This is a genomic window from Deinococcus hopiensis KR-140 (assembly GCF_900176165.1).
Taxonomy (GTDB): Bacteria; Deinococcota; Deinococci; order Deinococcales; family Deinococcaceae; genus Deinococcus; species Deinococcus hopiensis.
On record NZ_FWWU01000007.1, the window covers coordinates 170,930 to 183,028 of the forward strand.

The 12,099-nt window shown below is 63.3% G+C and carries 11 protein-coding genes and 1 pseudogene; 7 read left to right on the forward strand and 5 right to left on the reverse strand.

Annotated elements, in window-relative coordinates; genetic code table 11:
• Nucleotides 1-29 precede the first annotated feature (29 nt).
• Nucleotides 30-1,106, reverse strand: a complete 1,077-nt coding sequence (gene recA, locus B9A95_RS09425; RefSeq protein WP_084046743.1) for a recombinase RecA — start codon at nucleotides 1,104-1,106, stop codon at nucleotides 30-32.
• Nucleotides 1,107-1,302: 196 nt separating this feature from the next.
• Here recA and B9A95_RS09430 point away from each other — a divergent pair.
• Both B9A95_RS09430 and B9A95_RS09440 read left to right on the forward strand, forming a co-directional pair.
• Nucleotides 1,303-1,849, forward strand: a pseudogene (locus tag B9A95_RS09430) (RecQ family ATP-dependent DNA helicase); the annotation flags it as partial.
• A 722-nt stretch (nucleotides 1,850-2,571) separates the two neighbouring features.
• Complete coding sequence (locus B9A95_RS09440; protein ID WP_084046746.1) at nucleotides 2,572-3,051, forward strand: hypothetical protein; 480 nt, start codon at nucleotides 2,572-2,574, stop codon at nucleotides 3,049-3,051.
• Nucleotides 3,052-3,087: 36 nt separating this feature from the next.
• On the opposite strand, the gene B9A95_RS09445 is transcribed toward B9A95_RS09440, so the two are convergent.
• Together B9A95_RS09445 and B9A95_RS09450 are read right to left on the reverse strand one after the other, a co-directional pair.
• Nucleotides 3,088-3,441 (reverse strand): hypothetical protein, encoded by a 354-nt coding sequence (locus tag B9A95_RS09445; RefSeq protein ID WP_084046748.1) that lies wholly within the window; start codon nucleotides 3,439-3,441, stop codon nucleotides 3,088-3,090.
• Between the two features lie 30 nt (nucleotides 3,442-3,471).
• Nucleotides 3,472-4,671, reverse strand: a complete 1,200-nt coding sequence (locus B9A95_RS09450) for a hypothetical protein (RefSeq protein ID WP_084046749.1) — start codon at nucleotides 4,669-4,671, stop codon at nucleotides 3,472-3,474.
• On the opposite strand from B9A95_RS09450, the gene B9A95_RS09455 reads away from it, so the two are divergent.
• Nucleotides 4,670-4,903, forward strand: coding sequence for a hypothetical protein (locus B9A95_RS09455; protein WP_139806627.1), 234 nt, complete (start codon nucleotides 4,670-4,672; stop codon nucleotides 4,901-4,903). The two genes, B9A95_RS09450 and B9A95_RS09455, sit on opposite strands and share 2 nt — an antisense overlap.
• 1,160 nt (nucleotides 4,904-6,063) lie before the next feature.
• On the opposite strand, the gene B9A95_RS33500 is transcribed toward B9A95_RS09455, so the two are convergent.
• Nucleotides 6,064-6,222 carry a hypothetical protein gene (locus B9A95_RS33500; protein ID WP_170928545.1) on the reverse strand — a complete coding sequence of 53 codons (159 nt, stop codon included), beginning with the start codon at nucleotides 6,220-6,222 and terminating at the stop codon, nucleotides 6,064-6,066.
• 678 nt (nucleotides 6,223-6,900) lie between these two features.
• Between B9A95_RS33500 and B9A95_RS09460 the strand changes: the two genes are divergently transcribed.
• The 3 genes from B9A95_RS09460 (at nucleotide 6,901) to B9A95_RS09475 (ending at nucleotide 11,090) form a co-directional block, all read left to right on the forward strand.
• A complete protein-coding gene (locus B9A95_RS09460; protein WP_084046752.1) occupies nucleotides 6,901-7,686 on the forward strand; it encodes a type II toxin-antitoxin system prevent-host-death family antitoxin in 786 nt (261 codons plus the stop codon).
• Nucleotides 7,683-8,588 (forward strand): ParB/RepB/Spo0J family partition protein, encoded by a 906-nt coding sequence (locus tag B9A95_RS09465; protein ID WP_084046753.1) that lies wholly within the window; start codon nucleotides 7,683-7,685, stop codon nucleotides 8,586-8,588. Before B9A95_RS09460 ends, B9A95_RS09465 begins: the two co-directional genes overlap by 4 nt.
• 1,524 nt (nucleotides 8,589-10,112) lie before the next feature.
• Nucleotides 10,113-11,090 carry a replication initiator protein A gene (locus B9A95_RS09475; protein ID WP_084046757.1) on the forward strand — a complete coding sequence of 326 codons (978 nt, stop codon included), beginning with the start codon at nucleotides 10,113-10,115 and terminating at the stop codon, nucleotides 11,088-11,090.
• On the opposite strand, the gene B9A95_RS33505 is transcribed toward B9A95_RS09475, so the two are convergent.
• On the reverse strand, nucleotides 11,075-11,239 hold the full coding sequence (locus B9A95_RS33505) for a hypothetical protein (RefSeq protein ID WP_170928546.1): 165 nt from the start codon (nucleotides 11,237-11,239) through the stop codon (nucleotides 11,075-11,077). The two genes, B9A95_RS09475 and B9A95_RS33505, sit on opposite strands and share 16 nt — an antisense overlap.
• A gap of 259 nt (nucleotides 11,240-11,498) precedes the next feature.
• Here B9A95_RS33505 and B9A95_RS31940 point away from each other — a divergent pair, with 259 nt between their 5' ends.
• The gene (locus B9A95_RS31940; protein WP_139806629.1) at nucleotides 11,499-11,717 is read left to right on the forward strand and encodes a hypothetical protein; all 219 of its coding nucleotides are present in this window, start codon (nucleotides 11,499-11,501) and stop codon (nucleotides 11,715-11,717) included.
• The last annotated feature ends 382 nt before the right edge of the window (nucleotides 11,718-12,099 follow it).

Below are 12,099 nucleotides of genomic sequence, written 5' to 3' on the forward strand. Positions count from 1 at the left end.
ACGGGCACGCCGCTCTTTCAAGTTGAGGGTCAGTCGGCGGGGAGGGCTTCTGCGGTGGTGGGAAGGGCAGGCGTGTTGCCACGCAGTTGGGCGAGGACCTGCTCGCGAATGTCGGCGAGCAACTCGGGGCGCTCGGCCAGGAAGGCGATGGCCTTCTCCTTGCCCTGACCGAGGCGTTCCTCGCGGTAGCTGTAAAAGCTGCCCGACTTCTTGATGACTTCAAAGTTCGTGGCCAGGGTCACGAGGTCATCCATGGCGTCGAAGCCCTTGCCATACACGATGGTCAGCTCGACTTCCTTGAAGGGCGGCGCGACCTTGTTCTTCACGGTCTTGACCTTCACGGTGTGTGAGACGGCGACGTTATCGACCATATTGGATTTACCGCCCACCTTGCGCACGTCCAGGCGCACGCTGGAGTAGAACTTCAGCGCCCGTCCGCCCGTGGTGGTTTCGGGGTTGCCGTACATCACGCCGATCTTCTCGCGCACCTGGTTGATGAAGATGGCCGCGGTGCCCGTCTTGGACAGGATCGCCGTCAGCTTGCGAAGGGCCTGCGACATCAGGCGGGCCTGGAGGCCGGGCAGCGAGTCGCCCATTTCCCCTTCGATTTCCGAGCGCGGCGTCAGCGCAGCCACCGAGTCCACGACCACGACGTCGATGGCGCCCGAGCGGACGAGCAGTTCCATGATTTCCAACGCCTGCTCGCCGTTGTCGGGCTGCGAGACGAGCAGTTGATCGGTGTCCACCCCCAGGGCGCGGGCGTAGACGGGGTCCAGCGCATGCTCGGCGTCAATAAAGGCGCAGGTGCCGCCTTCTTTCTGGGACTGGGCAATGATGGAGAGGGCGAGGGTGGTTTTGCCACCCGACTCGGGGCCGTAGATTTCGGTGACGCGGCCTTTGGGGATGCCGCCGACGCCCAGGGCGACATCGAGGCTCAGGCTGCCGGTGGAGATGACCTGCACGTCGAGTTTGCTGTCGGCGCCGAGCTTCATGATGCTGCCCTTGCCGAACTGCTTCTCGATCTGCGTCATGGCCATTTCGATGGCCTTGGTGCGCTCTTTGCTGTCGGTGGGAACACCGAATTCTTTTGTGGTTTCCTTTGCCATAGGTCTCCTTGGAGGACGTACGTCCTCAACTCTTACTAAGTTTACAACAGAATTGCCAACAGGGTTTCGTGCCTTAGGAAATTGTGATCTCTGCCAATTTGCCGCCATTGGAGGGGGATGCTTCAGGGAAACGAATGACGGGAGGTTTGTGTTGGTGCTGATTCTGTTTATGGCAGAACGCAGTAGACTGGAGGAGATGACCGGCACTGTCCTCCCTCAAGCGTTGGAGATCTTGCAGCGTGTCTGGGGGTACAGCCAATTTCGCGGCGTGCAGGAGGAGATCGTCCGGACGGTCGCCGGGGGCAGCAACGCCCTCGTCCTGATGCCCACAGGTGGCGGCAAGAGCTTGTGTTATCAGCTGCCCAGCCTGCTCAGACGCGGCGTCGGCATCGTCGTCTCGCCCCTGATCGCCCTGATGAAGGACCAGGTGGACACGCTGCGGCAGCTGGGCGTCCGGGCGGCGTACCTGAACTCGGCGCTCTCCCCTTCGGCTTCGCGCGTTGTGGAGCACGCCGTGCTGGGTGGCGACCTCGACCTCCTCTATATCGCCCCGGAGCGCCTACTCCTTCCCCGTACCCTGGAGCTGCTGCGCCAGGCGCAGATCGCCCTCTTCGCGATTGATGAGGCGCACTGCGTCTCCCAATGGGGCCACGACTTCCGCCCCGAGTACCAGCAACTCAGCGTTCTCGAACGGGAATTCCCCCAGGTTCCGCGAATCGCGCTGACCGCAACTGCAACCGGCCACGGACGATGGCGGAGTTTGAGGACATGCCTGGTTTGGGTTCGAAGCGCCTTCAAGCGTATCGGGAGCGAATTCTGGAGATCGTCGCGACAGTACGGCGTGCCTCTTCAGGAGTTGCTGCAACAGCAGGACAAGATGTGCGGGAGATGCCCTTTGGGAGTACCGGACTTCACGGTACCCCCTCGCTTTTTGAGCCTGTCATGAACAGAGTCGAGACGCAAGATCTCTCTGGGTCTGACTCTACTCCCCCTGAAGCTGTGCGGCGCGATCTGTTCCTTCATGACGGTGGCTCCGAATTGCATGGTTGGCGCGATCAGAATAGGGCGCCTCGTCCATCTGGGGGACAAGAGGAAGACGAACGCACGGACGAGGACGGGGGTGCAGCGCCTGTGAAGGTGATGCCGAGCAAGACGGGGCCGAAGACAGCATTTGAGTTGCTCGAGGAGGTGTGGCAGTTGCTTGAGGGCGAGGGAGGAGTGCTGGCTGTTCTTGAGGAGCCGGCGTCACGACCGGACATGATGCGGGAGGGTGCACCCGGAGGTGGTGCGGAAGGTTTTGGTTCCGTCGGATGAGGCCAGCGGACTGGTGGGTACCTTGGTAATGCTGCATAAGCGTCGTGCACGGGAACGTGGCTGAGGAGGACACCATGGCGTCCTTTGGGTGAAACGGGAGGTGTGAGGGAAGTCGCTGCGCGGGAAGGCAGGTATGGAACGGAGGGCTTCTATGATGGGTGCACCGGCGTACCTGGCGGTGACGGACGAGGGCGAGATTATTGGGCAGGCGGAGCAACGGGGCAGCAGTGTGTGGTTGCGGTTTGAGCCGGACGTTCTTGACTTGCCGGCGCAGTTTCGCTTGGTGCCTACGGCGGTTGTGGAAGGAGTCCGCCGAGCTCCAGCGTTGACGTCCCGAACGGCGCATGGACTGCCTGCCATGGCGCGCTTAAAAGTGGGCGGGCATTACCGTGTAGTGAGCTACGTCAGGAACGTGCGCGAGACGCCGTTGATCATCCTCAATGCGGTGTACGACGAATGGCTGTGGAAGCGGCTGAAGCGGATGGCGGAAGGGCCGATCAACCATTACCGCGTCCCGGAAGCTTCTCTCCCGGCTGCTCTCGGTGAACTCCAATCTCTCCGTCAGGGCGAAGAACGCGGGGGTCCGGAGATGGCTCCACTCTTTGTGCTGGCATTCCACCCACGACTTTAAGGAGCGATCAACGGTCTGCCACGGAGGCGAACGACATTACACAGATGAAATGCACCGTTGCCTTCCTTGCCTCTTCTCCTGCTGGAGCGCCCTGGCCCGCTCGGCCTGCTCGCGCTCCGCGAGCTTCACGCCAATGATGTGCTTGACGAGCTCGAGTTTGAGGGTGAGGTGCGCCTCGCGGTCGCCCTTCCTCAGCTGCACGAAGCTCTCTTCGGTCACGGACCGGAGCTCCCGGTGGACGCTGCGCGCGACGCTGTCGAGCGTCGTGACCGCCGGGTTGTCGTGCGTGAGCGGGAGCTCCCACAGCTGCTCGGCGCTGAGCTGGCCCTTGGCGGTGTCGTAGCGGAGCTTCTTGCGCGACGCGTACTCGAACAGGTTGACGGTGGTCATCCGGTGCCTCCTTGGGGCCGATGAACGGAACTAGAACTGGACGCGGTAGGTGCGCCTGCCCGCTGACGCGCTCACCTCGAAGACGGCGGAGCGGCGCAGCGTTGAAGAAATCCCGATGCCGCTGAGCTGCTCCCCGGTGATCACGGGCCGGGTGCGCTCGCCGATCACGTCGAACACCTTGCGGTGCTTTGCCAGGTCGGCGTGCAGGTACTCGTTGTAAAGGCCGCGCGGCTGCTCGTCGGCCCTCGCCTCCTTGAGGATGAAGAACCAGTGCCTGTTGCCGACCTCACGCCCGTCCCAGTGGTTTGGGCTGAGCATCACGCAGCGCACCTCGGCGTAGTGCCCGAACGGCACGCCCCACTTCTCGCCAGTCACTTCCGCGGACGTCTGCGAGAGGGCTGGCGCGACGCTGTAGGTCACGTTGCCCTGCGTGTCCACGGTCGCCGTGAGGCACTCGACGGTCTGCTTGTGGGCCACCGCCACCCCATACGCGTAGTTGGTCAGCCCGGCCGCGTCGGCCACCTGGAGGGTGAAGCCCACGTCCCGGTTTTCTCGCCGGTTGAAGTTGTTCACCGACACCGCGTAGGTTCCGGGCAGCAGCTGCGTGAAGGCGATGTTCTCGACGGGCACGCGCGTCTCGCCGCGAACGTTCATGTCCACATCCAGTCCGCCGCGCAGGCCGCTGAGACGCGACGTGCGGTTGCGGAAGGAGATCTGCTCCTGGCGGCCCCCCTGGCCCCGGTAGCTCAGGTGGATGTCGAGGTCGTCGGTGTTCGTCCATGACAGGCTGAAACGCAGCAGGGCGCGGACGTTGCCGCCTGCGGACTTGACGCACTCGGTGATGCTGTCGGTCACGCCGCCCGCGTACGACCACGCGAATGGGTTGTCCCACTTGAACGGCACACGGCCTCCCTCCTCGGCAGCGGTCGTGAGGGTCATGAAGTGCCCCGACAGCGCGGGCTCGACGAGCAGCTTCATGGACTGCGCGCCGGGCAGCACGTCCGCCAGGAACGGTTCGATGCCGATCTCTGCGACGTTCTTCCCGGTGACTTTCGGGGCCTTTACGCTCACCGCTCCGGCCAGCATTCCCGCCAGGCCGTCCTTCATCAGCGGGCGCGCGGTGGTGTCGACCCAGAGCACGTTGTTCACCGACACGTCCTCTAGCCGGGCCATGCGCCGGGAGACGTTGATGCCAAGCGCCTCGATGGTCTTCATGGCGTCCTCGACCATGGTAGTGCTTCTGCGCGGCCCGAAAGCGCTCGACCTTGCGGCAGTGCTCGTCGCCCCGGTAGAGCTGCTTGGCAGCGATCAGATCGAGCACCGTATCCAGCGCCTCCACTTCCAGGGGCTCCAGACTGTCCCGCAGCACTTGCACTGGGGTCTCGTGGACGCCCACCTGCCCACCGTTCCGGGTAACGAAACGGGCCACTGCCATGCCATGCAGGCGATCGTACCGCTGTAGGCCGCCCTCACCCGCCGTGAATGTCCTCTGGGCGCTGAATGAGGGCTGGGAGACGCGGAAGAGGCCCCCGACGCCCTGACTGATGACAAACTCGCGCAGGCGCGTGGCCACGACGTCGTAGGGGAAGGGCAACCCTGAGCTGTCCCAGACCGTCTGTACGGCGAGGATCGTGGGATCGATGGCCAGCACGCCACCAAAGTTGCGCAGAAAGCTCCGGCAATTCGAGCAGTCGTGCCCCGTGCGCTCCCGGTACGTGGGATTGGTTCCCTCGGGGGACACGGCCAGGTACTGCGCGTAGAGCTCGTCCCCGGTACAGCTGGTCACGAACAGTTCCGGGCTGGCCTGCAGCGTCTTGAACCGGCGGCCGACCTGATCTGCGAATGCCTTGAAGTCTTTCATACCTCCCTCTCTCCTTGAGGCCTGGGTGGAAGATGCAGCCAGCGTCTTCCGCCCAGGCAGATGTCACCTCACCAGGTCGTATATCAGGAGGGAAGCTGCAGTGAGCTCCTATCCGGCGGACCTGAGGCGCAGGCCCGAGGCTCGTGCGCGGGGCACTCCGGGACGTCGGCGCACTGACCTTGGCCCAGTAACTTGGGTCCGGCGTTCCCTTTTACGCGTGGTCGCGCGCCTACCGACTTCGCCTGTAGAAAAAGAGGACCGAATACACTCCGTGGGGCCAGCCATAGGGCCCTGCACTTCTGTTAGAGGCCCCAAGCGTCTTTCACGGATCGAGGAACCGGAGCAGAGGCAGAACAGGGGCGGACCGGGAACTTCGCCTGACTGAAAGGCCGCCACGCAATCGCCAGCATTGGCGCCGAAGACTTCGCCACTCACCGCTATTTGGTGGGTGGCTGGTCATCTCTTAGGCTGCGCATTGCTCCCAGAAGCGCCTCTTCCGCTGCGGGAGTGCCGCCTCTAGGGAATCTGCAAGGCGAGCAATAACACGCTACTCAGCGGGACGGGGCTCAGGTCCGGTTCTACCGGCGCCCTCTCCCCCACCGTGCTCCGTGGCCAGCGCCTTCCCCCGTGTACCCGCACCGCACCCACCGGGTCGACCGTGACCTGCACGCTGCCCAGCCGAGGCACACCAGTGAGCCCCGCAACCCCCGTAACGGGTACAGCACCATCCCGGGATCCAGACCCCAGAAGCCGCCCGTCACCTATGAAGTCGTGTGCTTGATGGCGACCAGCACTGCGTTGAGCACAGCGGCGCGCTCCAGTCGACTGGCCTTGAGCCCGCCGCACAGCGCTCCGTCCGTGATTGGCCCCACCTCTGCTCCATCTCGCTCCCGCAGCGCTTGGGCAGTGAAATTGACCACGGGTGGCTCCCGAAAATGATTGAGGGGTAGGAGCTTTGTCCGTGTTCATCACCTCCGTTCGGACGGTCTGGAGTTTTACCTCCAGCGCCTGCAGGCCCTGCACCACTTTCGCGTCCGGCTCCAGGTCCTCTGACATGGAAAGATGCTCGCGTTTCCCTTAAGCACCCCTCCCGCTTCCCACGCGTCGAGGTCCACGCACCCAGGCGTTCGGCAAACCGCTCTGCCCGGACGATCAGCGTCTCCCCCACCCGCTTGCCTTTGGGCACAAGGATGTGTGCCCTGATGATCAGAAGGTAACGGCCCCCCGTACCGCTATGCGTCTCGGCGCCTGCGAGCGCATTTAGATCCCCGCCGGTAGGAAAGTTGCCTTCAAGATCGCCAGCACCCTCAAGGGCAGCGCCAGCGCTGAGCTGACGGCGCAGCCTGAGATCAGTATTCCTATGTCCAGAGGCGCTCGGCAAGGAATACCGTTTTGTTGTGGTTTGATTGTAGGAGGGGGGATCTCCCCGCCTGAACCTGATCACCGAGTGAGATGATGGAGGACAATAAACAAGCGCCCGGTAAGCTGCTGGGTTGCCTTCCGCCTTCAACGAAACGTCCTGAAACAGGCGAGGGAACGTCCCTGAATAATGCAATTCAGAGTTGTGCGTTTGTGTACACATTGTGTAGTCTTAAGGTATGTCACAGAAGAAGGTCGGCATCCGGGCCCTTCGGCAGGATCTGCCCGATATGATCCGGCGGGTGGAAGCTACGGGAGAGCCTCTGGTGGTGACCCGCCACGGCACAGCGCTCGCCACCATTGTTCCCGCCGAGGGTGCGGGCCCCCAGAAGGCACTTCCGGCAACGCCCCACATCATTGCGCTGGCCAGCCTCAAGGGAGGCGTGGGAAAGACGACGCTCGCCATGCATCTCGCGGCCGCGATCGCCCAGGAGCAGGAGCGCGTGGTGGTACTGGACGCCGACGAGGAAGTGAGCGCCTTGCGGTGGCAGCAACACGCGCAGGCCGAGAGGGTGGCCCTTCCCTTCGAGGTCATGGCGGCAGACCGCAACACATTGATGCGTCAGGCGCGGCGGCTGGCCCAGGAGGGCTGCACCGTCGTGATTGATACGCCGCCCAATAACCGTGAGATCCTGAAGAGCGCTGCCACCGTGGCCGACGTCGTGCTGGTACCAGTGCTCCCGACAGGCCTTGATGTCGACCGCCTTGCCACCACCTTGGAACTCCTTACTGACCTCGAGGCCGCGCTGCCGAGCTTCAATTACGCCATCGTGCTCAACCGCTTCGATGCCCGCAAGGGTATGGCGCATGAAGCCAACCAGGCCCTGAACGCGCACCCGCGCCTGGAAACCGTCGTGAAGTCCTTGTCGGCCTACGAGAAGGTTTTTGGACGTGCACCGGTGGAACTCGGCCAGTTCCGCGAGATCTGGGCCGAGATCCGGGCTGCCCTGGAGGACGAGCAGTGAGCAAGAACCGTTTTGCCCGGTCAAGCACTGGCATGGACAGAATGCTGCAGCGCTCCATCGAATTTGCCAGCGTCACCTCCCCTACTGACGCCCGGGTCATCCAGCTGCCGCTTGCCTCGGTGGTTCCGAACCCCAGGCAGCCGCGCCGCACGTTTGACGAAGCCAGCCTCAGGCAGTTGGCCGAAAGCATTCGGGAACGCGGCGTCCTGCAGCCCTTGCTCGTGCGTCCCCTGAGCGAGGAGCGCTACGAGATTGTGTACGGAGAGCGGCGCTGGCGGGCAGCGAAGCTTGCTGGGGTGGAGACAGTTCCCTCTCTGGTCCGTGACCTGAGTGACGAGGAGGCCGAACTTGTCGCCACAGTCGAGAATCTGCAGCGGGAGGACCTCAACCGCTACGACGAGGTGGCGTTCAAGCTCCGGCTGATCGCCCGACTGTTCGGCACCACCTCCCAGGAAGCGGCACAGCGGTTGAAGGAACTCCGGAGTGATCCCAGCCGGGACCTGGAGCAGGTGGCCCAGCTTGTCGCCCTGTTCACCCAGTTGGGCCGCGAGCAGTGGCTGTCGTTCGTCACCAACGGTCTTCCGGTTCTGAATCTGCCGGAAGTTCTCGTTCAGGCGGTGCAGGGCGGGACGCTGGAGTACAGTAAGGCGCTACTGATCGCCCGTGCTCCTCAGGAACACCAGCCAGCCCTCCTCAGAAGCGCGGTTGACGACCAGGTCACGCACCTCGAACTGCGGGAACAAATCAGTGCCCTGAAGCGCCGCTCGTCCTCCGGTGCGGAACTGGCCGTTGTTCAACTCAAAAAGAAGATGACTCCTCGGGTACTGAACAAGCTGACTGCCGATCAAAGAACCCGCGCAGAGGCACTGATTCAACAACTCAATGAAATTCTGGGTGAGTAAAGGGGTCTGAATAACGCAATACAGAGTGGTGCCCCTGAATTGCGTTATTCAGGGGCACCGTCCATACCACCATTTCTGACGGGATGAACTGACATGGCGCACTGAGGCTGATCCCGTTGCCCCTCAATACTCCCGCCACGGAACTGTAGAAGTGGCAGACGAACGTGACCGGGAAGGAGAGTAAGCGAACATACGAGCAGCTGGACAGGGGAGAGGAGCGCCCCACATTCGCGACCTTCATGGGCATGGACCTGATTGGGCTGGAGGAATCGCCTCATATGCAGGTTCTGGGATTCCGTCGCCGCGCCGCACGTCTTAATCGTGCAGAACGGATCCGTGCCGTACCATAGCGATACCAAATCCGTGAGGCATCGGACCGAGATCACCATACGGTGCGAACAGACCTTCGCCTACGGGCCTTGTCCTCCGCCGCGCCCAACTGCTCAGGGCACTGTTCCTGTTCCTGGACTGTCGTCAGACCATACGCAGAGACCTGAAGCAGCCCACGCTTCAAGGCTTGGGTTTTCGTCTGCCCATCTGCCCTCTCCCACAATGTGGGCCTTGGTCAACGGGCGGAGCGTTGAGCCCTCCAGGTTGAGCGAGCCGCCCTGATCCCGTGAGGGGTGGGAGGACCGTGGTCTTCCACGCGCGGCTTGTAGAGCACCGAGGTGCTGGTGGGCCGATCCCAGGCACACTTCCGCCCCCTCGGAGGATGCTTGGACATCCCTCCAACCCACGGTGTCGCTCTCCGTATGTCTTGCCAGGTACGCCGAGCGCAGGTCCCTCTGAAGCCCATCCGCCCCGCAAGTACAGGTGTGGACCCGTTGAGAGCGAGGCTTCTTCCTGGCCCCGCAGATGCAGTGCCGGGAGAGTGCCGTCCCCCAGGAACCGGTCCACTGCACCTGGCCGCCGGCTCTCTTCGCCTTGCGTTGGAGCAGCATGGAGAACACCCCAGGGGCGTTCCTGCCGGCAGAACGCCCGAAGACCTTCTGCCAGGCTTTCGTGCTCAGCTTCTCGGTTCGGAAGACCCTGCCAAGCTCCAGGAGGTCGTTGGTGAGGCACGTGTTGACCCTGCGTCCGCAGAGGGCGTGGCTCTCGAACCACCTATCGCGGATCTAGGCGACCGTCTGCCACGCGGACGGTCCATTCCAGCAGCACTGCTTCGCCATCATGACGCTTCCTGAGGAGAACGTGGCCGTCAGCTTCCGACTGCCCGGCGGTATGTTCTCCTGAGACATACCTGTGGGGTTGAAAAGATTTCCCACGGGTGTGTCTCAGAAGAGGGCTGAGGCACACCCGTGGCGTTCCCTGAGACACACCTGTGGGATAAGGGAGGCTGCAGCCTCTCGTAGACGCCCTCTGTCTGGTCTCCCTGGTGGTGTTTTTTCACCAATCTTTTTCAAAAGATCTTTTCCATAAAGAGTATGTTGTTCAACATCAGGAGGCGGAGTGGAGGAGAGCAAGCGGGCCGGATTCGATGACCTGAACTGGGGGCGTCTCAACCTCGTGTCCGCTCAGGATTAGGTGGCAGAACAGCACAGCTGGCGCGTCACGTATGAGCACGGCGACCGGGTGGTGCGGGTAGCCTGCCGGGCCCTGCTGGACTACAGCATTCCCCACCGCATCGACAATGACGTCAGCAGCGCCTTGATCGATCACTACATGAGCATCGGACTTCCGCACGACGGTGAAATGGTGCTGTCCGTCTCGGAACTCATGCAGCTCGCCAACTTCCACCGCAACGGCAAGTACCGCGAGATGTTGAGCGTGAGCCTTGACCGCCTGCACACCACGTCCCATGAGGTCAGCGGGGGCTGGCGCGACCATCTCAACCGGCGCTGGACGACTGTCAACTTCCACTTCATCGAGCTGCTCGAGTACACCCACCAGGGCGGGTCGGGGAAGTTCGGCGAGCGAAGCATGCTGCGCATCCGTTTGGCCGAGCCGCTTGTCGCGTCGCTCAGAAGCGGGTACATCAAGCCCCTGAACCTCGAATTCATGCAGTCGCTGTCGAGGCCCTGCACCCGCAGCATCTTCCGGCTGCTCGACGCCATGCGCTACAACCCCGAGCAACCCGACGAGATCATCGACGAGTACGAGGTGGGGCTGCTGGAGTGGGCCGACCAGTGCAAGCTGCCCACCACCCGGCCGGACGTCATCCGCCGGGCCCTCGAGGGGCCCCACGAGGAACTGCAGCGCCGGGGATACCTGCGGCAGGTCACGGTGGAGGGCCGCGGCCGTCAGCAGCGCCTCCGCCACGAGTTCTCGCCCGTCAGTCCGGCACTGCTGCACCGGTTGCGCCTGCACGGCGTCTCTCGCCAGCTCGCGCGTCAGCACACCGCCTCGGTCCTGGTGGCCCGGACTGACCTCTTCGAGCGTCTGGTGAAGTCGGGGAAGACCCCCGCCCACGCCCTGATGCACCTGATCAAGCACTCTGACCAGTACGTGGACGTGGAGCAGGGAGATCCACCGTGCTCCCAGGGACTTCACAGCGGGTGGTGAAGGTGAGAGAACCCGACGTGGCGGTGCCCGACTTTGCCGAGCAGTTGCAGGGCCGCTCTCCTGAGGAAGCGGCGATCTTCGCTGTCAAGCGGGCCCCGCTGCTCTACCACCGCAAGTTCACGGCGCTGGAACTCGACCTGATGCGCCACCGGGCGCTCCAGGGGGAACTGGACGCAGCGGCGCTTAGCGCCACAGTCCCGGGCAATCTGATCACCTGGGTGCCGGGGAGACGATCAAAGGGGGTGAGCGGGCCGCCTTTATGGGCGTCGCCACCTCCGAAGAGGGTAGGATTCCAACCTTGCAATCTTGGTCACCGAAGTGTCCGGAATGCTCGGCGGAGGGGCGCCCATGACGGACCTGCACGGCACGGCGAAGGTGTGACGCAAGGACGGTACCCATTGGCAGCTCGTGACCCTGGATGGGTGCGCAGCGCACAGCTTCCGCCCGGGTGGAGAGGTGCTAACGTTCGCGCAGCAGATCCAGGGCGGAATACCCCTTGGCGCGTTGCGCCTGACCGGTGGCCAGGTGCTGGAGCGGCGCGAGGTCAGTCAGCACAGTGCCCATGTGGTGGGGGAGGGCACGGCCATGGCAAACGCGTTCAAGGCCAGCGGACCCAGCCGGATCTAAAGCGCTCCTCGGGAACGCTCTGAACAATCCTAAGCCTGTCGCAGACCCTGAAGCTCGACATGCGAATGACGGCCGTGCTGCTCCACGAGCACACCAGCGTGGCCCAGCAGCGCCTACCTTTCCGGTCTGCTCCAACCTGCTCGACCGTGAGTTCGGGGTGGCGTAGCCTCACCAAGTGTGGACGTTTGACCTGACGCACCTGCCGATGAAAGGGGGACGGCCCTCCCTCGCCGTCATCCTGGGTCTACATTCCCATGCAGTGGTGGGGTACACACTGGGCGCGCGGATGCCAGCAACGTTACCGCCTGGTGCCCATCAGCAGGTTGAGGGACAGGACGCCATTCTCCTCCTCCAGGCCTTTTGCACCCAAGCGGTAGGGCAG